Annotated in this window: 21 protein-coding genes; 9 read left to right on the top strand and 12 right to left on the bottom strand. The window is 41.4% G+C overall.

Going from position 1 to position 23,470, the window contains the following annotated elements; genetic code table 11:
* The 12 genes from ABFW99_RS12320 to ABFW99_RS12375 all read right to left on the bottom strand — a co-directional run.
* Positions 1-813 (bottom strand): PAS domain-containing protein (locus ABFW99_RS12320; protein WP_349353890.1); only part of this gene is annotated, 813 nt, incomplete at its 3' end.
* Positions 814-932: 119 nt separating this feature from the next.
* Positions 933-4,259 (bottom strand): PAS domain S-box protein, encoded by a 3,327-nt coding sequence (locus tag ABFW99_RS12325; RefSeq protein ID WP_349353889.1) that lies wholly within the window; start codon positions 4,257-4,259, stop codon positions 933-935.
* A gap of 140 nt (positions 4,260-4,399) precedes the next feature.
* Entirely contained in the window at positions 4,400-4,882 is a 483-nt protein-coding gene (locus ABFW99_RS12330) for an outer membrane beta-barrel protein (protein ID WP_349353888.1), read from the bottom strand.
* 84 nt (positions 4,883-4,966) lie between these two features.
* The gene (locus tag ABFW99_RS12335; RefSeq protein WP_349353887.1) at positions 4,967-5,461 is read right to left on the bottom strand and encodes a hypothetical protein; all 495 of its coding nucleotides are present in this window, start codon (positions 5,459-5,461) and stop codon (positions 4,967-4,969) included.
* A 173-nt stretch (positions 5,462-5,634) separates the two neighbouring features.
* Positions 5,635-6,669, bottom strand: a complete 1,035-nt coding sequence (gene nuoH, locus ABFW99_RS12340; RefSeq protein ID WP_349353886.1) for an NADH-quinone oxidoreductase subunit NuoH — start codon at positions 6,667-6,669, stop codon at positions 5,635-5,637.
* On the bottom strand, positions 6,670-8,406 hold the full coding sequence (locus tag ABFW99_RS12345) for a 2Fe-2S iron-sulfur cluster-binding protein (RefSeq protein ID WP_349353885.1): 1,737 nt from the start codon (positions 8,404-8,406) through the stop codon (positions 6,670-6,672).
* Positions 8,407-8,465: 59 nt separating this feature from the next.
* Complete coding sequence (gene nuoF, locus ABFW99_RS12350) at positions 8,466-9,752, bottom strand: NADH-quinone oxidoreductase subunit NuoF (RefSeq protein WP_349353884.1); 1,287 nt, start codon at positions 9,750-9,752, stop codon at positions 8,466-8,468.
* A gap of 6 nt (positions 9,753-9,758) precedes the next feature.
* Positions 9,759-10,301, bottom strand: a complete 543-nt coding sequence (locus tag ABFW99_RS12355) for an NADH-quinone oxidoreductase subunit NuoE family protein (protein ID WP_349353883.1) — start codon at positions 10,299-10,301, stop codon at positions 9,759-9,761.
* Positions 10,302-11,594: an NADH dehydrogenase (quinone) subunit D gene (gene nuoD, locus ABFW99_RS12360; protein ID WP_349353882.1), complete on the bottom strand. Its 1,293-nt coding sequence runs from the start codon at positions 11,592-11,594 to the stop codon at positions 10,302-10,304.
* A 3-nt stretch (positions 11,595-11,597) separates the two neighbouring features.
* Positions 11,598-12,110, bottom strand: coding sequence for an NADH-quinone oxidoreductase subunit C (locus tag ABFW99_RS12365; RefSeq protein ID WP_349353881.1), 513 nt, complete (start codon positions 12,108-12,110; stop codon positions 11,598-11,600).
* Positions 12,111-12,114: 4 nt separating this feature from the next.
* Positions 12,115-12,597 carry an NADH-quinone oxidoreductase subunit B gene (locus tag ABFW99_RS12370; RefSeq protein ID WP_255135729.1) on the bottom strand — a complete coding sequence of 161 codons (483 nt, stop codon included), beginning with the start codon at positions 12,595-12,597 and terminating at the stop codon, positions 12,115-12,117.
* An 8-nt stretch (positions 12,598-12,605) separates the two neighbouring features.
* The gene (locus tag ABFW99_RS12375; RefSeq protein WP_349353880.1) at positions 12,606-12,980 is read right to left on the bottom strand and encodes an NADH-quinone oxidoreductase subunit A; all 375 of its coding nucleotides are present in this window, start codon (positions 12,978-12,980) and stop codon (positions 12,606-12,608) included.
* 238 nt (positions 12,981-13,218) lie between these two features.
* On the opposite strand from ABFW99_RS12375, the gene ABFW99_RS12380 reads away from it, so the two are divergent.
* The 9 genes from ABFW99_RS12380 to ABFW99_RS12420 all read left to right on the top strand — a co-directional run bounded on the left by ABFW99_RS12380 (position 13,219) and on the right by ABFW99_RS12420 (position 23,464).
* Complete coding sequence (locus ABFW99_RS12380) at positions 13,219-13,797, top strand: bifunctional nuclease family protein (RefSeq protein ID WP_349353879.1); 579 nt, start codon at positions 13,219-13,221, stop codon at positions 13,795-13,797.
* A 182-nt stretch (positions 13,798-13,979) separates the two neighbouring features.
* Entirely contained in the window at positions 13,980-15,413 is a 1,434-nt protein-coding gene (gene bshC / locus ABFW99_RS12385) for a bacillithiol biosynthesis cysteine-adding enzyme BshC (protein ID WP_440707520.1), read from the top strand.
* Entirely contained in the window at positions 15,410-15,985 is a 576-nt protein-coding gene (locus ABFW99_RS12390) for a 5-formyltetrahydrofolate cyclo-ligase (protein WP_349353878.1), read from the top strand. The genes bshC and ABFW99_RS12390 overlap by 4 nt, the downstream gene beginning before the upstream one ends.
* A gap of 46 nt (positions 15,986-16,031) precedes the next feature.
* A complete protein-coding gene (locus ABFW99_RS12395) occupies positions 16,032-16,754 on the top strand; it encodes a PspC domain-containing protein (protein WP_349353877.1) in 723 nt (240 codons plus the stop codon).
* 218 nt (positions 16,755-16,972) lie between these two features.
* Complete coding sequence (locus tag ABFW99_RS12400) at positions 16,973-18,112, top strand: hybrid sensor histidine kinase/response regulator (protein ID WP_349353876.1); 1,140 nt, start codon at positions 16,973-16,975, stop codon at positions 18,110-18,112.
* A 12-nt stretch (positions 18,113-18,124) separates the two neighbouring features.
* Positions 18,125-19,060, top strand: a complete 936-nt coding sequence (locus ABFW99_RS12405; RefSeq protein ID WP_349353875.1) for a response regulator — start codon at positions 18,125-18,127, stop codon at positions 19,058-19,060.
* 9 nt (positions 19,061-19,069) lie between these two features.
* Positions 19,070-20,260 (top strand): DUF3492 domain-containing protein, encoded by a 1,191-nt coding sequence (locus ABFW99_RS12410; RefSeq protein ID WP_349353874.1) that lies wholly within the window; start codon positions 19,070-19,072, stop codon positions 20,258-20,260.
* Positions 20,257-21,840 (top strand): GT4 family glycosyltransferase PelF, encoded by a 1,584-nt coding sequence (gene pelF, locus ABFW99_RS12415; RefSeq protein WP_349353873.1) that lies wholly within the window; start codon positions 20,257-20,259, stop codon positions 21,838-21,840. The genes ABFW99_RS12410 and pelF overlap by 4 nt, the downstream gene beginning before the upstream one ends.
* A complete protein-coding gene (locus tag ABFW99_RS12420; RefSeq protein ID WP_349353872.1) occupies positions 21,833-23,464 on the top strand; it encodes a hypothetical protein in 1,632 nt (543 codons plus the stop codon). Before pelF ends, ABFW99_RS12420 begins: the two co-directional genes overlap by 8 nt.
* The last annotated feature ends 6 nt before the right edge of the window (positions 23,465-23,470 follow it).

Here is a 23,470-nt window from a genome sequence, read left to right on the forward strand (position 1 = left end):
GGTTTTTTCAACGGTCACATCTTTCTGTGTAGCCCAAACACGGCTTAACTTCCCATTTTCAATGACACCTGAAATGTTGTTAAGGAAGTATTTTTTGTTGCCATCTTTATCAAGCTCTATACTGAGTGCATCCTTAATGTTAAACTCAGAGTCTATTATATTCCTGAAGTACTCAATGTTGTGCTCGCTATCATCATTGCCAAAAAAGAATGCTAATCTCTTTCCAATAATAACGCTACTATCTTTATACCCATACATTTCTGCCATTGCTTCGTTGCAGGCAGCCAGGTAGCCGTGTTTAAAAAACAAGGAAACTTGTTCCAACGGAGGGAGTGAGATATCGATGGGTTCTTCAAATTCAAATAAATAAATACCTTCCGTACTGTTCTGCACAAAGCCCCGGTATTGCTCTTCACTTTTTCTTAATGACTGTTCCGTTAGCTTTTGATCGGTGATATCGATAGACGTACCCACCAGGCTGGCAATGGAACCATCTTCTTCTTTTTGAGGGGTCAATGTAGTCTGGAAATATCGCTCACCCTTGTCGGGCAGGTCAATCTTCTCTTCATAGGAAATTCGCTCTCCCTCATTTATGCATCTCTGATAAACCGTTTTCAAGTGATCAGCGATTTCTTTCGGGAATATTTCATGCGTGTATTTCCCTACTATTTCATCTCTTTGCAAATTGATAAAAGCCAATTGTGCTTTATTCACATCTTGTATGCTGAATAGTCCGGTGTCATGCACTTTAATAACAAAAACGCTGTTTGGAATGTTATCCAGTATCTGACGGGTATATGAGGTTGAAACCATGAAGTGCTAACTCTTAAGAAAAGTGGAATAGTAAATTATTTACAAAGAGCGTAGTGCGCATGTCTATTTTAAATAGGGTTATCGAAGGTACACGAGATTTCTTTAGGAAAAAATTACATTTATTTAAAGTGCCTGTTTCCTATGCCTTTATTGTTTTGTTTTTCAAAAGTTAGTTCAAAAATGGTTCCATTATCTTCATTTTCATATCTGTACGCAGCGTCAATTTGCTCACTTAATACCCGGATGAGGTGAAACCCCAGTGAGGTGTTTGAGTTCACATCAAAATCTCCGGGAAATCCTACTCCGTCATCTTTTATCTTTATTCTGATCAGTTTGTCTTCTTCATTTAGTGTGAAGGTAACGTTACCTTTTTTACGTCCCTTGAAAGCGTGTTTGTAGATATTGGTGATTACCTCATTTACGATAAGTGAAGCCGGAATCGCCTGATTAATATTCAATTTAATAGGTTCACAGTCGATGGTAGTATCGATGTAAGTGTTTGTCCGTAGCGTATCGGATATGTTCTCAACAAGTTTTTGAAGGGTGTCGGAAAACTCAAGTTTTGAAAAGCTTCTGGATTGATACAATAGCTCATGCACCGTGGCCATCGTTTTGATACGAACCACACTATCGAACAGTTTAGCCTGTAAATCCTCATTCTCGGTATCATAAGCTTGAAGTTGAATCATTCCGGAAACAACGGCCAGGTTATTCTTCACGCGGTGATGAATTTCTGAAAGCAGTGTTTCTTTTTCAGTTAGGGATGTTTGTATTTCTTCTTTTGAATAAACTTCCTCCGTTATGTCCTGAATGGCTCCAATCATACGTAATGCATAGCCATTTTTATCTCTTTTGATGTACCCGTTTTCCCTTACATGTGCATAATCCCCATTCGCTTTTTTTAGCCGGTATTCATATGACCAATGATTCTTGGAAGCATCCTTAAGAGTAAGTTTCAGCTTGTCTCTAACTTCCTCTACATCATCTGGGTGAATCAGGTCAATCCATCGGTTAACGGAAGTATCAATATCCGATGGTTTGTAACCAAACAGCGTAGTTAAGCCATCTCCCCAGTGAATAGAGTTATCTTTGGCATCCCAATCATAAATAGCATCGCGAGTGGCTTTGGTAACAAAGTGGTATCGTTCCAGACTTTTCTGAAGCTTTTCCTCGTATTTTTTTCGCTCGGTTATATCCGTCAGAGATCCAACAATTGAAACTGTTTTCCCATCAACCACCAGCGGGGCTTCGTTTACCTCAACCCAGATGATTTCGTCTTTTCCGGTCCTGAGCTGCAATTCATAGGGTTGCTGTCTTTTTCCTGTATCGATGGCCCTTTGTGTTACTTCCACACCCTTTTGGTTTATAGGATGATCTGTAATAAACTCTACCCATCTTTTCTTAGCTTCTTCGGGTTCGAAACCAAGGAAATGTTCCGATTGTGGACTTACATAATTCAGAACGCCATTAACATCATGGGTGTAAAACATATTGGTACTATGTTCCACCACATTCCGGTACTTCTCTTCTGTTTTCTTGAGATTTTCCTCGGCTACTTTACGGTCCGTTATATCCTGCGTACTTCCGAAAATACGAATACACTCACCATTCGCTTGTTCAGGTGTTCCCACTGCTCGAATCCACTTTTTGTTGCCTTTGGCAGTAATAATGGTCAGCTCAACATCGAAGGATTCATTATGTTCTATGGCTCTATTAACAGCTTTTTGAATTTCATTTCTGCTTTCTCCTTCTTCATAAAATTCGATCGCAGTCTCCAGATCCGGCTCATAGTCTGCCGGTACATCGTGAAGTTCTTTAATGAAGGGAGACCAGAATAACTTTTCCTGTTGCAGATCAAGTTCCCAGTTACCGATTTTGGCAATTTGATAGGTTTCATCCATCAGATTAATGAGCCTTTTTTGCTCATTGATGTCAATCATTAAACCCCGGAGTAAGTCTGGTTTTCCTTCTTTACTAACTACAGTAACTACATCGCGTACCCAGGTATATTCACCTGATGCTTTTTTAAAGCGATATTCGAAATCATGATTTTCACCTTTACTGGTCTTACTTTGACAATATTCAACGCATTCCTGTCGGTCTTCAGGATGGATATTTTTCTCCCAGAAGTTAGCTTCATTAAGCCAGTCTTCGGCTTTATACCCAAATAAATGTTCTGCCTGAGGACTTATGTAGGTAAACTCAAAAGTGTCGGCTTTAGCCTCCCAGATAACTCCTTCAACACTTCTTACTAACGATTCATATTTTTCTTTCGAGCGTTCCAATAATTTTTCGGTGAGTACCTGATCGTGTACATCTCTGATGTTATCCACGATTCCGCCAACAGAAGGTTCATTTCTTAGGTCTGTGATAGCGGTTTCATACCATCGCCAGGTATTGTCAGCTTGCTTCATGCGAACAGGAGGGACTCTTACATTCTTTCCGGGATTCTTAACAGCTTCTTTTAGTGCTTCTTCAACTAAATGGAAATCCTCAGGATGGGTTACCTCACTTACATTTATACCTTTTGCTTCTTCCGGTTTATAACCAAATACCGTTTCCACAGATGGGGTCACATACTTTGGGTCGCCATTGCTTCCAAGAATAACGACTACATCGCCACCCTGCTCAACCAGTGAACGAAAGCGAGCTTCCTTTTCTTCTAAATTCTGTTTTGCTTTTTTCTCAGAAGTAATTTCTCTTAGTGTAATAAAAGCCCCAAAAATTTCACCATTGGAACGTCTTGCAGGTTTATACATAACGTCCAAATACCTGAATTTATCATTCCCAATCGGAACTGGGAGCTCTATTTCGATTGTTTCTCCGGTCAGAACTTGTTTATATATTTTCTCTACTGCTTTTTTTCGTTCAGGCAATGCGTACTTAAGAATCGACACCCCGGTTTTTACATCAATCCCAAAAACCTCTTTATAACTTTGGGAGAACTGCTCATTACATAAAAGTATTTCAAGCTTATCGTTAGTAAGAATGAAGCCGCCCTCGGTATGATTAAGTATGATATCCTTTTGTTCTTCGATTAGGATATTCTCGGTAACATCAGAGGCTGTACAGAGGAGATGGGTCAAATTGTTATTGCCATCAAAATATGGAGCTACGGTTATTTCCCAGTACCTGAGTTGAGGTTCTGTTCCATCGGATAAAATATCATACCGGATTGAAGAGAGCTTCTGAGTATTCTTTGTTTCACAAACCTTACGAAATGATGACAAAATCTCTTCAAAATCGGAAAATTTATGATGCTCTTGCTGGTCACGATAAGCTTCGGAAAAAGACTTTCCAACAATATCGCTCTCAGACCTGCTTGAAACTTTCCTGAAGGCATCATTTATGGCCACAATGATAAAAGCCGGCTCGTCAATCTTTATTAGTGCGGTGGGTACAGGCAGGGCCTGAAATATTTCAACGTTTTTATCTTTTTCAATCATACTTGATGATAACTACTTATCAAACCAAAAGTGTAAGCATCCGATTAAACGGAGACTTGGTTTTTGCCAACTATATCTATTAAACTAAAAAAGCCGCCCTGTTGCAAGGCGGCTTTTGAAGTATTGAAGTTTATTTATAATCAGAAATAAAAAGTGGCCGATACTCTGGCGGAAGTTGAAAGATTTGTAGCGCTATCCCCAAACCGGCTGTTCAGGTTTCCATCAGCACTAACACTAAACTTATCCGAAAAGAAATATTCAGCCCCATATCCCACTCCAAGATTAAAATCAGTTATGGAGTTATTTGCGTTACTGAAGGAAGTGTTTGTAAATCCTAAAGTACCGGTAAAATAGGTACTCAAAGCATTGCTTGTACTTGTATAATACCGGGGACGAATTCCAATCCCAATGTTAGTTGACTGATCCTGGGTTGTGCTGAACCCGATGTAGGGTGCCAGGGAAAAGGATTCATTAAGCATATATGGCATCTCAATTGAGTTTTGCCCGGTTAAGTTAGCACGTATTCCGAAAGATCCTGTTTCAGGAATGGATTGTGCCTGAGCCGTAAAAGTAACGCCCAGTATAATTGCACATAGGATGGTACAAACTTTTGAAAAATTCATAAGTATCTCCGATAGTTGGTTAGTTCGTATTAATTTTTCTAAGTATAAGAGTAAAAGATGTATGAAATGTTACCCTATTAGTAATCATTCAATATTATATAACTCTTTAATCTGTTCATAGTTCCGATAATCAATAGCTTTGGTCCGGATAATTTCTGAAGGAGGGATAGCAATTACCCGCAATATATCACCATCGAAGAGGGCTTCATTTGCCTGATTATTATCAGCTGCTTCACCCTCTAATACCAAGCTGAAATTGTCAATATCAAAATAGTATCGGAGATTAACGAGGTCATCTTCAAATGGAATGGAATAAGGGAGGGCATGCCAGGCGGTGGTTCCTTCGAACCGGATATATCCTAATACCATTCCGTAATCAACCATTTCCACATCAAGATTATCCCATCCGTAGTTCGCAACTGATACAAATTCGTCTTCAGAAACGAAATCATTTGCACGAATTGTGATGGTGCTTGAATAGACAAGATCAACTTCACCTTCCACGTCATTATCGTAAATAGTGCAAGAGGAGAATGAGATCAGCATCAGCGCAACAAGAAGTAATTTAATTATTTTCATAACCTGCTCCGTATTTTTTTCATTAATGTTCCTAACGGAACACGGAGTAAGGATAGAAAGGAAGAACCTCTGATTATATCACATCTTTAGATTAGGCAATTCATGCGATGGGGTGGGTATAATAAAAAAGCCGGCATAACCGGCTTTAAGAAAATTTGCTATGATAGCTAATGTTAGAACCAGTGAGTATATGCATACATACCGGCAGCAATCAGCATGAAATTGAGGATACTCAACGGAAGTAACCGAGCCCAGCCAAGCTTCATCACCTGATTGTATTTAAATCGTGGGATGGTCCAGCGTACCCAGATAAATACGAAGCACCAGAATACTACTTTAGCCATGAATACGGATACATCCAGAATTCCCTTTGCTACTGGAGTCATTTCCGGAAGCCAGTATCCGGCAAACGGAAGGTGATAACTTCCAAAAAAGAAAGTGGTAATCAATACGCTTCCGATAAATACGTGCATATACTCGGCAAGGAAGAACATCCCGAAGCGCATACCACTGTATTCTGTGTGGAAACCTCCCACAAGCTCCTGTTCCGCTTCAACCAGATCGAATGGAGTTCGGTTAGCCTCGGCAAATGCAGCGATAATAAATATCACAGCTCCGATTGGATTAATAAATACATTCCAGAGATACTCCTGAGAAGCAGCAATTTCAACCATACTTAATGATCCTGCAACCAAAACAACAGAGGCTAAAGCCATACCCATGGGCAGTTCGTAACTGATCATCTGCGCGGCGGCTCTCAGTCCGCCAAGAAGAGAGTATTTACTGTTGGAAGACCAACCTGCTAATGTTACTCCATAAACTCCAAGGGAGGCAATGGCTAAAATAAAAAGAACACCTGCGTTGATATCAGTTACATAAAGATTCTCACCAAATGGAATAACAGAAACCGTCATAAATGCCGTAAAAACGGGTATAACCGGTGCGATATGGTGAATCACTTTGTACCCTTGAGAAGGGGTTACGTCCTCTTTGAGCAACAGCTTAACTACGTCTGCTACGGGTTGTAATAAACCTGCGGGGCCTACACGGTTTGGTCCTACGCGGTTCTGAATTAACCCGGCAATACGTCGTTCAGCATATACCAATAGGGCTGCTGAATTAAGCCAGGTAAAAATACCCAGGCTAAGAACGGCAACCCAGGTAGGGATAAATAACAATCCGAAAATATCAATTCCACCTGTACTCATTTATGCAGTTGCCTCTTTTTTGGTTGAAGGGTTAAGGTTCACGCCCATTTCATTATCCATTCGCTCGTAACTTATGTTCTCGAAGGATGGGTTTGAAGATGCTATCTCATCCATAATTTCACGGGAAGTGCCAAACTCAATATCTAATCCCAATCGCCCGGCCAATCGGTTCATGATTTCCCATGCAGGAGCACAATCCACTTTATTATCCTCGGTTACCCAGTTATCAAAATTGGTTCCGTAGCGATCCAGCCGGCCTTGTGACATTTCCAGATCCAGGCTTCGGTGTGTGTATTTGGTTTCTTTGGCAGGGAAGGAGCGTTGAATTCGGCCATCTACATTTACGTAGCTGGCTGCATGCTCAGCAATACATGTGACAGGAATTACGAGATCAGCCACTTTGCTGGTATCGCATTCATTGGTTGAAAGTAATATGCTGAATTTACCTTTAAGGTCATCAGCAGATAGCTCCTCACGGTCAATCAATTCATCTGAAAGCATGATAACGATTTTAGCGTCTTTCACCTCAGACTTCAAGTTGTTGCTTTCCTTATAACCAATCAGTTTAACTCCGTTTGTATTTGGAGCCTGATCATCTGTTAATAAGAAGTCATCGCCAGCACCCTCAATAATGTGAGGAGCAAATTTAAAGTTATTTACACCCCAAAGATTGAATACTTTCATTAACGCATAGTTCTCTTCAACAGAGGCGTGTGCACTTCCGATAACTAAAACATCTTCCGGTTTTCCGGCTTCCAGTGTTTCAGCAAAGGTTTCAATGGCGTTGTTCCATGATGTCTTCGACTGATGGTCTCCATCCAGCTTGAGGGCAGGGCGGGAGATACGGTTCTCGTTAAACCTTCGGTAAGCTTGGCGTCCGTCATCCGGCATCCAGTGATCGTTAACTTCCCCGTTAAATCTTGGAGTGATTCTGAGTACAAGGTTATCCCGGGTCCAGATATCGATATTGGTTCCTTTACCGTTGGTCACATCAATGCTTGGGGTCTGGTTCATTTCCCAAACACGTGCTTTAAAGCGGAAATCGGTAGAGGTTAGGGCACCAACCGGACAAATATCAATGGTGTTCATTGAATAGGGATCGTCAAACTCACGTCCGGGTGCTGTAATGGGGTAGTTCTTGTCGCCACGGGAAGTAATAGTCAGTTGATGTGTTTCACTGATTTCTTCTGTAAAGCGAACACACCGGGTACAATTAATGCATCGTTCGGCATCAAGAGTTACTCGTGGGCCAAGTTCAACCCGCTTAGGCTTATGTACTTTCTTAACCTCAAATCGGCTGCCTTCCGGTCCATATTTATAAGTTTGAATCTGCAGCGGACATTCACCGGCCTGATCGCAAATCGGGCAATCAAGAGGGTGGTTTACCAGGATCAGCTCCATGGTATCTTTCTGGGCCCGGGCTACTTCCTCACTGGTTTCCTGGGTTTCAACAACCATGCCATCCTGCATTTGCATGGTACAGGAAGTCTGCATTTTTGGAAACCATCGGATTTCGCGTTCCCCATTCTCATCCAGTTCATATTCGCCGGTCTCCCGGTTTTTAACTGGTGTCCCAACTTTCACATAACACTGTCGGCAATTAGCCGGAGCGCTCATAGATGGGTGGTAGCAGAAGAAGGGAACTTCTTTGCCATTATCTAAAATAAATTGAAGCAGGCCTTTTTCGGTGCCTTCTTCGAATTCGTATCGTTGTCCGTCTATAAATATTTCTGGCATACTCGATTGTTGATTTTTGATTTTTGATTGATGATTCAATCAAAAACAATCATTTTCTTTTAGGCGACTGCGTGAACTGATTTTTTGCAGCGAGCTTCAAATTCGTCTCTGAAGCGGTTAATGGTGTGGCGAATTGGCCATGCAGCAGCATCAGCCAGGGCACAAATAGTTCTTCCTTCCATCTGTGTAGTAAGATCCAATAGAAGATCTAAATCTCTGATCTCACCATCACCGTTTTTAATTTTCAATAAAATCTTTTCAGCCCAGCCGGTTCCTTCACGGCAAGGTGTACATTGTCCACAAGACTCGTGGTGATAGAAATGGGAAATTCTCCAAAGAGCATCAACCATGTCCGTGTCTTCATCCATCACAATCATACCGGCTGTTCCCATCATAGAACCGGCTTCCCGAAGTGAGTCGGCATCCATGGATGTATTTTCCAATTGGTCTGCTCTTAAAACAGGGGTAGATGACCCACCTGGTATGAGTGCTTTTAATTTCTTTCCGCCCCGAATTCCCTGAGCTACATCATTAATCAAATCCATTACAGGTACACCGGTAGGCAGTTCATACACTCCCGGACGATTCACGTGACCTGAAATCCCATATAAAACCGGGCCGGGGTGATTTTCAGCACCAATGCCTTTAAACCAGTCGGCCCCGTTCTGGATAACCAATGGTACATTGGCCAGCGTTTCAATATTATTAATGGTTGTCGGCCGGCCCCAAAGTCCTTTTTGAGCAGGGAAGGGCGGCTTAACACGTGGATACCCACGTTTTCCTTCCAGCGATTCGAGCATAGAAGTTTCCTCGCCACAGATATAAGCTCCGGCACCATAGGTTATTTCAAATTCAACGCTATAATCAGTTCCAAATAAGTTTTCCCCTATATATCCTTTATCCCGGGCATCCTGAAGTGCTTTCTCCATCATCTTTACCCAGGAAATATACTCACCACGCACATACACATATATAGTAGTGATTTGCATGGCATATGCGGCAATAAGTGCACCTTCAATAAAAAGGTGGGGGTTGTATTCAAAAATCTTACGGTCTTTAAACGTGCCAGGCTCAGATTCATCACCGTTACAGGCAAGGTAGCGCGGTCCGCCATCAGGCTTGGGCATAAAAGACCACTTCAATCCGGCATTAAATCCGGCCCCGCCACGGCCCCGAATGTTAGCAGCTTTCACTTCATTTACGACCCCTTCAGGTGTCCAGTCGCTGTTTGTGACTACTTTTTTAAGCGATTCATACCCACCATTTTTCTCGTAAACCTCAATCTTTTCAAGATTTGGTATATCGGGAATAAGAACGGGTTCAAATGATTTCCAGTCTGAGGCCATAATTACTTAAATATTTCTTTTTTCGAGGAGAGGCATTCCTACCGATTCAAATTCAGGCATTTTATCCTTTTTCAGGCTGTCAATAACTTTATCCAGCTTTTCTTCGGTTAGGTGATTTACATACACATCGTTGGTGATCTGCATCATTGGGGCATAACCACATGCACCCAGGCATTCTACCGATTGGATACTGAACATGCCGTCTTCGGTGGTTTCACCGGCTTTGATGCCCAGTTTATCTTCCAGGTAGTTCAGCATTTCATATCCGCCGCAAAGCTGACAACTGGTTGTTGTACAAACGTCCAGTACGTATTTACCTTTGCGCTCTTTATAATATTGGGTATAGAAGGTTGCCACACCGTGAACATGAGATTCAGGCAAGTCAAGAGTCTCGGCAACAAGGCGTTGAACCGGCGGTTCCACGTGCCCAAACCGACGCTGAGCTACCCAAAGAGTTGGCAGGGTAGCGGGCATTACGGTTGGAAACTTCGCCTTTATGGTTTCGATTTCCTCTAAGTCTTCTTTTGTAAATTCGTACGTTTCTTCCATTTATTTATCTGCTTCTCCCATTACAGGATCAATTCCTCCGATTATAACAACCGTATCCGCCACCATTTCACCATCCAGTATATGCTCCAGTACCTGAAGATTTCTGAGGGAAGGGGTATTTACTTTTAATCTCCATGGATGTCCGGTTCCATCGCTTTGAATAAAGTAGCCAAGTTCACCTTTTGGGGATTCCACGGCATGGTAAACTTCTTTTCCTGCAGGGGGACAAATTCCGGTATCCGTCATCATGAAATCATGAATCATACCTTCCATAGAATAATAAACTTCGTCTTTAGAAGGATAAGCCTGCTTGGCATTGTTCGTTCGAACAGGGCCTTTTGGCATTTTGTCAAAGCACTGCTGAATGATCTTGATACTTTCAGCCATTTCTTCCATCCGAACAAAATATCGGGCAAGGTTATCACCTTCCAGACGAGTAGGAACTTCAAAATCTACTTCATCATATTTCAGATATGGCTTGATAATTCGCTGATCAACAGCATAGCCGGATGCTCTGAGTACCGGTCCCGTTGCTCCAAGGTCTAATGCATTTTCAGTTTTAAGAATCCCGACATTTTCATTTCGATCAATGAATATTCGATTTCTATCCAAAAGGCCATGCCAGTCTTTAAGCTCCTGAGGGAATTTCTCAACAAACTCCTTAATGCGGGCAATGGCGTCGTCAGTCAGATCGTTGGCCACACCGCCAATTCTGGAGTGAGAAACGGTGAACCGGTGTCCGGCTACTTCATCAAAAATATCATAGATTTTTTCACGCTCTCGGAAGGTCCAAATGAAGAAAGAAATAGCTCCGGCATCCATCACCATGGTACCTAACCAAAGCAGGTGAGAGGAGATACGAGCCAGTTCACAACAAATCATTCGAATGTATTGGGCTCGTTCAGGTACTTCTACTTCCGCAAGTTTCTCAACAGCTGTACATAAAGCTACGTTATTGCTATATGGCGAAAGATAATCCATCCGGTCGGTGTACGGCATGAATTCCTGATAGGTCTTATTCTCTGCAATCTTCTCAACCCCTCGGTGCAGATAACCAATGTCAATCTTGGTCTTTTCAATTAATTCACCCCGCAGCTGAAGGATTAGGCGCAGCACACCATGAGTAGCCGGGTGCTGAGGACCCATGTTCAATATCATTTTAGCATTCAGCGGGTCTTCGCTGTCAATCTCTTCAATGGTAGTATGCTTGTCCTCGAGACTTTTATATATACCTCGCTGGTGTTCCTTAAAAAACTTCGGATCTACCTTACTGTTAATGTCTTTGAGTTTCATGCCTTACTCCGTATCTGGGGTTGTGTTAGGCAGTTCAATAGAACCGGGGATACCCAACAGCGGAAATTCTTTTCTTAGCGGGAAGTACTCGAAATCTTCCGGCATATACATTCTCCTGTGATCTGGGTGTCCTTCAAACTTAACACCATACATATCATAAATTTCACGTTCAAACCAACCGGCTGATGTCCATAGGGAAGTAGATGTAGGAAGCTGTGGATTTTCTTCCTCAACCCGGGTTTTTACAAACATTCTATCCTGAGTTCGAAGATTCATGATGTTGTATATCACTTCAAACCGTTCGTCAGATGTGTACCGGTCTGTTCCAATAATATCACACAGGAAAATAAAGTGGTGCTTTTCCTTCAGGTATTTCAGAATGTCGATAATGTTTTCTTTTTCAACCCGGATGTAGGTATGATCACAGGATTGATAAACTTCAATCAAATCTTCCGAAAAATCAGAAGAAAGGCCATCCACTACGCCTTGTTCCGTTTTGTTCAAGTCTAAACTCATAATCTTAAGTGTCTAATAAAACAGAGTGCTCGGTTTTAATTTTGTCCTGAATCTTCATGAGCGCATGAAGCAGGGCATCGGGGCGGGGTGGGCAACCGGAAACATAAGCGTCAACCGGCAGGTAATTGTCAACTCCCTGAACCACTCCATAGCAACGGTGCATACCTCCGGTTGATGCACAAGCCCCCATTGCGATACACCATTTAGGGTCGGGCATTTGATCCCAGATTCGGCGAATGGCGTGCGACATTTTATAAGTCGACCATCCCGCCACAATCATAACGTCACTTTGACGGGGAGAGAAGCGCATAACCTCCGAACCGAAGCGAGAGGCGTCATAACGTGGTCCTGCAAATGCCATCATCTCAATTGCGCAACAGGCAAGTCCCATTGGCATAGGCCAGGCGGCGTTAGCCCGGGCCCAGTTTGTGAGCGCATCAATTTTAGTTGTGAAAAAACCTTCACCAAGTGCTGATTCGATTCCCATGGTAGTTATTAAGCTTTAAAATGATTTAAGTCCCAGTCTAAGGTACCTTTCTTCAGGGTGTATAGAAGTCCGACGAATAGTATTACAATAAATAGCATCATGGCCATGAACGTTCCTGCACCAAATTCTAAATAGCGAACCGCCCAGGGGTATATAAATACGACTTCAAGGTCGAATACTATAAATTCCATCGCTACCAGATAGAAACTGATAGAATAGCGGTCTTTGGCTTCCCCTACCGGATCCATTCCACTTTCGTAAGGATCTAATTTGTTCTTATTGGGACGAAACGGCCCTAAAATCTTTGATAGGATCAGAAAAGCAGCTGCCAGAATTAAGGCAACGATACCTACAATTAAAATCGGAAAATAATTTTCGAGCATATATCTGAAATGTTCTCGGTTAACGGGCTGAAAAGTTACCCTCAATGTTTCGCAATGTCAACGAAATTGGGCGAGAATATAGGCTTTATTTGAATTTTTATGGAAGAAAAAAGATTGAATTTCGGCTAAACTTTTTAAGATTGAATAAAGTTGCATTAATAAACGAGCAGGTTTAAGACTTAACTAAAATTCGTTACCTTCTAAAGCCAACCTATAAAAGCATATAAAAGGTGTTGATTTGAGTAAAGTACTAATGGAGATTCTGGGACTTTCAACAAGCCCGAGCAGTGGAGGAGCGTACGCTTTAATTTTAACTGAAGCGGAAGGAAATCAAAGACTCCCAATTATAATTGGTTCTTTTGAGGCTCAGGCAATTGCTCTGGAGCTGGAGAATATCAAACCGCCCCGTCCTATGACTCACGACTTGTTAAAAAACTTCTTTTTAACTTTCGACACTCAGGTAAAACAGGTCTTCATTAACGACTTATCGGAAGGAACCTTTTATGCCCAGATTATATTTGAACGTGAAAATCAGTTGGTAGAACTGGATGCACGCCCGAGTGATGCCATTGCATTAGCTGTACGTTTTAATGCACCTATTTATGTTAATAATGAGGTATTGAAGGAGGCGGGTATAAGTACGGAGCCGGAAAATCAAACTTTGGAAGAAGCACTGAAAAGTGATGAGCCGGCACCAGGGCAAAAAGAATTAACCCAGCTTGAAAAGTTGGAGGAAGAACTTCAAACGGCTATTGAAACAGAAAATTACGAGAAGGCGGCAAAGATACGTGACCGCATTTCTAAAATGAAAGGATAAATTTTGGACCTATCTGGATGTTCGTTTAGCGAACTGTCTTATTCATCGCTATTCACAACCTACCTAACTAATTACGATAAGCTCAGCTCATTTTATGAGTTTAATCCTCTGGATGAGGCTGATATAAAAAAAGAGCGAACACTCTCACCGGTGCTCACTATAAAGATGCTTACATAGAAGCGCTGAGAAAGTACCATGAAGAACTGGGGATTTCCTCTTCACAAGCAGAACAGTTGAAGAAACTCGGTGATAAAGATGCACTTGTTGTAGTAACCGGCCAGCAGTTGGGCATCTTGGGTGGACCTATGTTCACCATTTATAAAACAATGTCCGCTATTTTGCTTGCCCGCAGCTATCAGGAAAAATTAGGTCGTCCCGTCGTTCCCGTATTCTGGCTGGCAGATGAAGATCATGATTTTGATGAAATATCCTGGACAGGTATAACCGGCAGAAAAGACTTCACAAAAATTCATTTAAACGAACAGGGAAGTGGAAAGCCTGTGTCTGATGAATTGGTCACTGCTCAAATTGAAGAATTGAAATCTCAGGTTAAAGAAGAACTTTTCGATACTGATTTTTCAGATGCTCTTTGGAGCCAAATAAATGAACACTACCAGGAAGGGAAAACCCATGCCCAGGCATTTGCCGGTTTAATAAATGAGTGGTTTGCTGAAGAAGGTCTGTTGATTGCTGGTAGCAATTTTGCCTCTGTTAAAAAACTGTTGAGTAAACAATTCTCTGTTAGCATATCGGGGGCTGATGCGATTTATGATTCGATAGAGAATCAAAGTGCAGAACTCGAAAATGAGTTTCACCGGCAGGTGATGAATGGTGATTCCAACCTGTTTTACCTATCAGAGATGGAAGGCAGACAAAAGCTTAACAGGGATGGGAATGGCTGGAAGGCCGGTGAGAAAGGCTGGACAGAAGATGAGCTTATTGAAGAAATTCAAAGCCATCCTGAAAAATTCTCTCCCAATGTTTTTCTGCGCCCGGTAATACAGGATGTGCTTTTACCAACTCTTGGATATGTGGCCGGCCCCGGTGAACTGGCCTATTACGGACAGATGAAAGACTTTTATTCTCAATTCGATCTGCAAATGCCTCCAATTTTCCCAAGATTCAGTGGTACTATTGTAGAGTCGGCAATATCCAGAATTGTAGAAAAGCTGCCCTTTAGTTTTTGCGAATATGGTAAGCGGATAGAAGACCTTGAATCCGAATTTATAGAACAAACCGATACCGATGATATAGAACAGGTATTTAGTGAATGGAAGGAAAAGCTGAATGAGGCCGCAGAAGAACCCCTTAAGGTGATTAATGAAATTGACCCGACTCTGGATGGTACCGTCGGGAAAACCATAGCCGGCTTTGGCAATGAACTGGATAAACTAAAGGGCAGAGTGTATCGCTCCATCAAAAAACAAGAAGAAATACAGTTAAGCCGTATCGAAAAAATAAAAGTGAATCTATTTCCGGATGGTGGTTTGCAAGAGCGAGCAGTTTCACCGGTTTACTTTATGAATAAGTACGGCACAGGTATATGGAATGAACTACTGGCTGAGATAGAGAAGGAAGGCCCGGATCTGACTAAACATCACTTAATTGAGCTATGAGTACCGCTTCCCAAAGAAAGCAGGAATTGAGGGAGAAAGTATTAGCTGAAAGGCAGCAAATTTCTGCCCGGGAGTGGAAGAAGAAATCAGAACTAATTATCTCTTCTTTTATGAATACCGGTTTCTACCAGGAAGCAAAAACGGTTCATACCTACATATCCATGAACCAACGCCGGGAAGTATGTACCGATAAGTTAGTGGAAGACATATTAAAAGGAGGGAAAAGAGTTGTGGTACCAGTAACAAATTTTGAAAAAGGAACTTTAACACACTCTGTGATCAGCTCTATTTCCGATTTGCAAAAGAATAAATGGGGAGTGGACGAACCTAAGCATATTACTCCGATTGATGAGGAAGCTCTTGATGTAATTGTAATCCCCATGGCTGCGGCTGATAGAGCAGGGAACCGGCTTGGATATGGCAAGGGCTTCTATGATCGTTTTTTAGGTAAAACCGATGCTTTAAAAGTAGGACTGGTGTTTGACGCCTTTCTTTTTGATGAAATTCCTACTGAGGAATTTGATAAAAAATTAGACGTGATAATTTCTGAGAATGAAGTGATTTTCGCGTAACAATGCACTAATTTTGCCGTAGGGCACAACGGAGGAAAAAATTATTATGGCTGACAAAACCCGAACAAAACAAGCATCAAGAACCGGTACCGCATCTCTGGAGTTTAATGATTTTGAGCTAAACTCAACCATGCAGGAGTTCCTGAAAGAAGAGGAAAAAGATACGGGGAAAAGTATTTGGAATATCGCAACTATTTCGGGCATGGTGATGCTGTTTCTGGCTATTACCTTTTTGATTCAATGGATTGGTTTGCCCATCGGTGAAGGGCTCGCAAATTTTGTTAGCGATGCTATAGTTGGTCTGCCCATAATTGGAGGGGCATTAATAACGCTGATTGGATTTGGATACTTTGTGGGTGATCGAAAAAGAGCTAGAAAAATCAAAAAGGCTCAGAAGAAAGCTAAAGCTGCCTCTTCAGGTTCCTATTCTGATATTCCCGGTGCTGAAGAAAGCCCATATTCTTCAAATTCTAAGCTAAACAATGCGTTGGACTCAAAATCCGTATCCGGCAAAAGTAAGTCGTATAGCGGCATAGATAATTTTGGTTACCGACATTCCAAAAGACTGATGAAATCCAGATCGGATAAAAAATGGGCTGGTGTTTGTGGAGGTTTAGCCAAGTATTTTGGCATTAGTGCCACGGTTGTTAGGTTTATATTTGTAGCTGCATTTTTTATGGGTTGGGGTGCCAGTTTACTAGTCTATTTTGGTCTTTCACTGGCCATGCCTAAAGAACCGGTAGAAATGATGGACGACTTTGATTATTGATTATTAAAAACCAGGATCTGTTTTTTCAGACTTAGTGATTCTGTTCTGAAAAAACATATATTTATTTGTGATTTCTTAAAGGCCTTCATTAATTTCGAAGGCCTTTTTTAATTAGTTTTATAAAGTAAATTAATTAGTAAGGTTTTTTTAAACTGACTACCTTTCTGCCATATTGTGCTCTTTAAGTTATGGCAGATTCAACCCAAAAAAGTTAGCTCTTGAAGCCAGAAGAAAGTTTAATTCTAATCGTAGATGATACGCCTGCCAACCTTCGTCTGTTATCTCATGTTTTATCGAAAGAAGGCTATAAACATATAGAAGCTTCAGACGGACGGGAAGCTATGGAATTAGCCGAGAAGCATGAGCCTGATTTGATTTTATTGGACATTATGATGCCCGATATAAGTGGGTTTGAAGTGGTTAAATTTATCAAGTCGAATCAGTTGCTTGAGGATATTCCGGTTATTTTTCTTAGCTCACTATCTGATACCGAAGACAAGGTTCAGGGATTTAAATATGGTGGGGTTGATTACATTACCAAGCCCTTTCAAAAGGAGGAGACCCTGGCCAGGATCAGGACTCACTTGCAGATACGCTCCCTTCAAAAGCAATTGAACGAACGAATTAACATTTTGAGAGAGCGTGAAATTGAGTTGAGCCGTTTGAATCAGAAAAAAGATGATTTGGTTCGTACAGTAAGTCATGATATAAAGAATCCGCTTACCGGTATTATCGGGCTGGTAAAGCTTATGAGAGATAGCGACAAAATTTCTGCGGAGGAGCAAACCCAAATGCTTTCTGTGATTGAGGAAAGTGGAACCAATCTTTTGAATTTGGTGCGGGAAGTTCTAGACCGGGAATCAAAGAAAACAGAACCGGAAGAACTTGATTATTCAACCGTATCAATTACGGATTTACTTGAACGGGTTATTTCAATGAATAAGGCTAAATCCGTTGTTAAAAATGTAAAGCTCGATTATACTGTGAATCCGGATAATTTATTGATGGAAGCCGATCAAAATAAGATTGAGATAGCGATCAATAATCTGGTTTCTAATGCATTGAAGTTTACTCCTTCAGGCGGAGAAGTAGCTGTTCTTGCAAACGAAATAGACGGCATTGTTGAATTAAAAGTAAAGGATACAGGAATTGGTATCCCAAAAAAATTACAGGAAGATTTATTTACGAATGCCAAGAAGTCATCCCGAAATGGAACCAATGGTGAAGTAGGAACAGGACTTGGTTTAGATATCGTACAGTTCTATGTTGAGTTGCACAAAGGGGAGATCTGTGTTGAATCTGAATTGGATGAAGGCACCACGTTTTTTATAAAAATACCTATAGAAAAAGTTAGCTAAATAATAAAGTATATGAATTACAAGGTTTTAGTTATTGATGATGATGAACCTATTCACTTCATGATCAAAAACCTCCTTAAAAAAGAGTTTACTGTTTTAAACGCACATAATGTGCAGGAAGCGATTGATATTCTTTCAGAAAAAGATGTTAACCTGATTCTTTCTGACATTCATATGCCGGGGATTTCAGGACTGGAGTTTTTGGAGTCTATTCGACTGGATGAAAAAAAGAAAAAGATTCCTGTTTTGATTATGACCAACCTACCAACGGTAGAGAAAGAGCAAAAAGCGTATGATCTGGGCGCTGCCGATTTCATAAAAAAGGAACTTCTTAATAATGACAGGGAGCGGGTACTCGAGATAATCCGCATGAAGATTGTTACGGATATACGAATTGCCGGCCTTGATGAGGATCAATCTAAAAAGAAAGACCGTCTGGTTATGAAGTTAATGGAGACGGCTATTTCCGGTTCGTTTTCAGACACTGTGGAAACCCTCGGTAAAGGATTGAATGAAATCGTTTCGAATAAATTTACCGGTTTTTGGATGGTACAGGATAACCAATCCAAATTATTATACCTTGAGTCTCATAATTCGAAAAAACCTGATAATGTCACAGATATAAGTGAGGAGAAGGGTTTCAGTAATCTACGTGAAAACAAAGAAGCGTATTTGACCAATCATGTATTTAATGATGATTTTGGCTTTTTTGTGGACTTTTCGAAGAAAGAAGAGCTTGCTGCAGAAATTTCAGTGCCTTTGTTTGCGGTTAGTGAGCGGGAGTTATTGATGAATAATATGAAAGTTCCCTCTGATGCCCCAATGTTTGGGGTATTACTGATGAAAAGGTCTATACTTTTTTCATCCACTGAGTTCGAACTTGTATCCAGATTAATTAAGCAATCGGGATCCATTCTATACAGGCTGTACAAAAAAGCGAACTCCTGATTTATTTATATGAAAGTTCTGCTCATTATAGAAGGAACCTATCCGTGGTACAGAGGCGGGGTAAGCGAATGGGTTTACCAATACCTGTGTCATCTTTCGGAATTTGATTTCACCATCTTACAAATTGCTACCGATGAATTTCAGGGGCAGAATCCTTCTGAAGCTCTGTATCCTTTAACCGACAATATCAGCGATTTTATTCGAATTTCACCCCCTCAAATGGATGGTGAATCATTAGCATTTCTCGAGAATTGGTACATTAATTCCTTGTCAAGACACACTTTGTCCAATGCTGATTTTGATCTCATACATGTAACCAATACCGGTTTTGCAGGTTGGATAGGAAGCAGGATGTCTGTTCAGAACGATATCCCATTGTTACTGACTGAACATGCTATTTACTGGAAGGAGATTGAAATGGGAGCTGTTGCGCTGGAGTGTGGATACAAAATTCCAGAAAACAGCCGTGATAAAACCGATATGATATCCTCTTTCAAAGATCTTGCTTTACACACATATAAACATGCAGAGCAAGTGGTTTCGGTTTCTGAATCAAATATTCCTTTTCAAAAAGAATTGGGAGCAAAGGCCTTAAAATATATTCCCAATGGAATTCCTGCATCCTGGCTCAAGCCGGAGAAAAGCAGAGCCAAACGGCCGGTAATTGGTTGGGTTGGGCGATGCGCAGAAATGAAAAACCCGCTTGCTTTTTTTGAACTGGTTGATGCGTTCAGAGAGCACAGCATCAACCCCGAATTTAGGATGCTACTCAGTGATGCCAACGAAGAGAAACTGGAAAAGCAGGTTCGGGCAATGGCATCCGAATATCCTGAAGTGGAGTGTATCTGGAACCGGTCTGCAAAAAGTTACTTTATTGAATTTGATTTTTTGTCGATAACCAGTCACAACGAATCTCAACCGCTGGTCATGTTAGAGGCATTAGCTCATAAAGCGTTACCTGTAGGTTTTCGTATTGGTGATTTAACTGAAAAATATGGCCTTGTTTTGTCACCCGGAGCTCCTATAGGAGTTCTGGCCGAGAACATTGTTAAGCTCTGGGAAAATCAGCAACATTTTGAACGTTATGTAAATAACCGTTTTAAAAGAGTAAAAAAAGAACATACATGGGAACATGTTTTTTCTGACTATGAGGTATTAATGAAAGATATGACCCAAAAGGAGGATGCGGCAGAAGAGTGAGCAAAGACAGACCATATGTGTTGTTTGAAACAGAAGGTTCTTATCCTTTCAGCGGGGGGGGTGTATCAACGTGGTCTCATATATTGTGCACAGAGTTAGTGGGTAAGGTGGATTTCGAGCTGCTGGCCATTACCGGTAATCCCTATGTCGAAAGCCGGTACCGACTCCCTGAAAACATAAAGAGGATTACCCATATACCTCTGTGGGGAGTTGACGAACCCTCGGATTATTACGACGACCGCCAACCATTTTCATATCAAATCGAAAAGAAGTCCAGAGTATCCAAGAAGGTTATCAACGCCTATTTTAAACCTATTTTTGAAGATTTCATCAAGTGCCTTTTCGACCCTTATACTGATGTAAATAGGATCAGTGATATTCTTTACGGATTTTGGAAATACTTTCAATACTACGACTATAAACAAACCTTAAGGCAGCCTTTATTGTGGACCGGATTTAAACAGTCGATTATAAATAATTTTGAAGAGTCTGATTTATCGTATAACGAGCAGCCCCGGGTCTTTGATATTACGTTCGGTATGCGCTGGTTGTATCACTTTTTAATGCCGGTGGCTGCACCCATTTCGGACCAAGTGGATGTCACTCATGCAACTTTGGCCGGATTTCCGGCATTGATTTCTATAGCCGCTAAATATGAAAAAGGCATACCAAGTATGGTAACCGATCACGGGGTGTATATGCGGGAGCGGTTGATCAATGTTGGACAAGCTGACATGCCATTCTTTTCAAAGAAACTGCTTGTAGACCTTTCGACACTGGTAAGCCGTGCCGTGTATTATACAGCTGATCAGATTTCACCAGTTACTACGGCAAATAAGGAATGGGAAAAACGATTTGAGGCCGAAGAGCAAAATATTGTTCCAATTTACAACGGAGTAAATACTGACCTTTTCAAACCCACTCCAAAACCCAGACAAACAAAGGATGTTCCAACTGTAATAGCTGTAGCCCAGGTCTTTCCATTAAAAGATATCGAAACGATGATTCGCGCGGCTGATATTGTTCGTAAAGAAGTCCCTGAGGTGCAGTTCAAGGTGTATGGCAGTCTTGAAGTGGACAAAGAATATGTGGCCAGATGTAAAGCCTTGGTATCGGAGTTAGAGCTGAATGATACATTCCATTTTGGAGGGTTCCACGACCAGCCCAGTATGATTTTTAATGAAGGGGATATCTCCATTTTAACTTCAATATCGGAAGGTTTTCCATATACCGTCATTGAATCAATGAGCTGTGGACGACCGGTTGTTGCTACGGATGTGGGAGGAATACGAGATGCACTTGAGGGATGCGGGATTTTATGCAAGCCCCGTGATCCTCAGGATATTGCAAAAGGAGTGGTTACATTATTGAAGGATGACGATCTGCGACTTGAGCTGGGCAGAAAGGCCCGGGATCGGGTTCTGCTTACTTTCACTACAGAAAAGTCGGTGAATGCATATTACGATTCATATATCAAGCTTGCTTCAAAAGAACGGACTCCATGGAAAGAGCGTGTTCAGGTAGAGTCGGTGCTAAAGTTATTAGATCATGTGAAAGAAGAGGAGTTTGAATATGCCTGAACATGATCAAATACAACTTGAAAATCCTCCAAAGGCTGAAGCGGTACAGGAAATTACCGAACGAGTGTATGATCTTATTGGCAATCCAATAAGCATGTGGGCGGTAGCGGCTACCATTGAATCTCTTGGGGTTCGAAATGTGGATGCCAAAACTGATTATGGATACGAGTCGGTTTTTGAGCTTGGTGAAGAAGTCTATAAGAGGATTAAAAGCAAGGAAACCGATTCGGCCTTCACTGATGAAGAAGATGATGAATTTAAATTTGGAGGAATAGGGCGAACGCTCAAGTTGTTTGCCAAACATTATACAGCAGGGATGGTTTTTTCCATGCCTATGCTATCACAAATCATTGCTATTATTGTTTTTGAATACGCCCTGTGGGCCTGGTTCGATTTTAATGAAGCCCAGGCAACGGTAGTCGCTTTGGGAACCATGATTTCCTTTATTTTGACCGGAGGATTTATTCAAACTTTAGGCAGGCTGGTTTCTAAATACAAAGGTGAGGGCAACTATTACCTGGCTGCTAAGGCTACTATAGCCGTGATGAAAATAGCGATCCCCTTTGTATTCATCTCGGCTTTAGCGATTTTTGGAATCAACCTGATATTACCGTTCTACCCGCAACAGCTTATCATACTATCCATGATTTATATGGTATTGATTTCGCTGCTGTTACTTTCGGCATCTATTCTTTTTGCTACGGAACAACGCTTTATGATTTTGATGGGGATTGTTTCGGGTACCATTTTCGTGATTTTCGGGATGGATTTTGCAGGTCTTGGTATTTATATGTCTCAATGGCTGGGCATTTTAACAGCCACGGTCATAATCTCGGTGTATGCCTACATTTATTATAAGCTCAAAATCAGGGCTCTCCGTCAGGAGCTCTTTAAACAATCACTGCCGGAGGGAGAGGTGAGTTACTACAACACCTATCGCTACTTTGTATATGGATTTTGTTACTTCACCTTTCTATTCATGGATCGGCTAATGGCATGGTCGGCCGGGCCGCCACCGCCTGAATATATCATTTGGTTTAATACTCCCTATGAGCTTGGCATGGACTGGGCTTTGATCAGCCTGGTGATTACCATTGCTATGCTGGAATTCAGCGTACATTCATTTTCCCGGAACCTGATTCCTGCTCAGAAGAAAGCAGTCATTTCGAAGATCAAGCTCTTTAACCGGTTTTTTAGACGGTTTTATATCAAGCAGATTATGCTGCTTTTGGCGGTTGGAGGCATTTCAATTCTGGTTACCTATTATGGAGTTCTTAGCCTGCGGATGTTTGAAAATGAGGTACCCGAAATTTCAGATTTTTTCGCTAACCCCATGACATTCAAGGTATTTTGGCTGGCTAGTATCGGGTATTTGTTTTTGATATACGGCCTGTTGAACAGTTTATTCTTTTTCACTTTAAACAGACCTGAGATGGTGATGTATGCTATGATTGGCTCACTATTCGTGAATTTTATAACCGGGTTTTTGTGCAGTCGTATTTTTGGATTGGAATATGCTGTGATTGGCCTGATAGCCGGCTCTGCAGTATTTAGTATATCTACAGGAATTTTGGCAAAAAGATTTTTTAAACATCTCGATTACTTTTATTACTCTGCATATTGAGGTACC

Source organism: Gracilimonas sp. BCB1, assembly GCF_040117685.2.
Taxonomy (GTDB): domain Bacteria; phylum Bacteroidota; class Rhodothermia; order Balneolales; family Balneolaceae; genus Gracilimonas.